General features: G+C 37.5%; 1 pseudogene. It reads right to left on the reverse strand.

From position 1 onward, the window contains the following. A pseudogene (locus AB4653_RS24495) lies at positions 1-256 on the reverse strand (hypothetical protein); the annotation flags it as partial. Positions 257-747 lie beyond the last annotated feature (491 nt).

Below are 747 nucleotides of genomic sequence, written 5' to 3' on the forward strand. Positions count from 1 at the left end.
GAAGAGCGATGTTAGTATTTTCCAATGGCTGGGATAATAATAAATTCACATTCCCAATAATAAAGTTGGTGTACTTAAAGTAGCCAAGTAAAGCTATGTTTGTTATCACTCCAAAAGCCAAAAGAGACGACTTTTTAATGCCTTTATCTTTCTTGATTAGATGACTTCCTAAAGCAAAGTTGAATGCCAACGAGCCGAGAATTATGGGAAGGTAGGATGGCTCCCATCTAGCATAAAATATAAGACTAGCAACCACTAACCACATCTTCGCACAAGTATATAGTCGATACTTTGCTAGTATGAAATATATACAAAAGCAGATGGGTAAAAAGATGAATATGAAATTTATAGAACTGAATAGCATAGGGACGTTACAAGGTGATAATCGAACTGGGAATGATACACTACTTGAGCTGTACGTCTTTAATTTTTTGTATATAAACGTTCTCGGACGATCTCTAAATCAACCACCAGAATGAAACGCGGTTCTAAGATCGCATGATTTTGGTGTGGAGTGCGAACAGGGCCTGAGCGTCCAATTCCATAACTAATTTTATTGTCATTGCCTAATTTTTATTTTTCTGTAGTTAGTGGATTTTTGACGTGCAAATAACAGTCCAGGTACGCTATATGGAGCGGGCATAATCTCAACATCCTCTCGACCTTTTTTGATGGTGGTAAGCGATTACCACACATTAAAGTTATAGGAACAAAAGCTCGTACCTACACGATTGAAGCGGTGTTTGT

It is taken from the genome of Vibrio sp. 10N.222.48.A3, from assembly GCF_041475345.1.
GTDB classification, from domain to species: Bacteria; Pseudomonadota; Gammaproteobacteria; order Enterobacterales; family Vibrionaceae; genus Vibrio; species Vibrio tasmaniensis_A.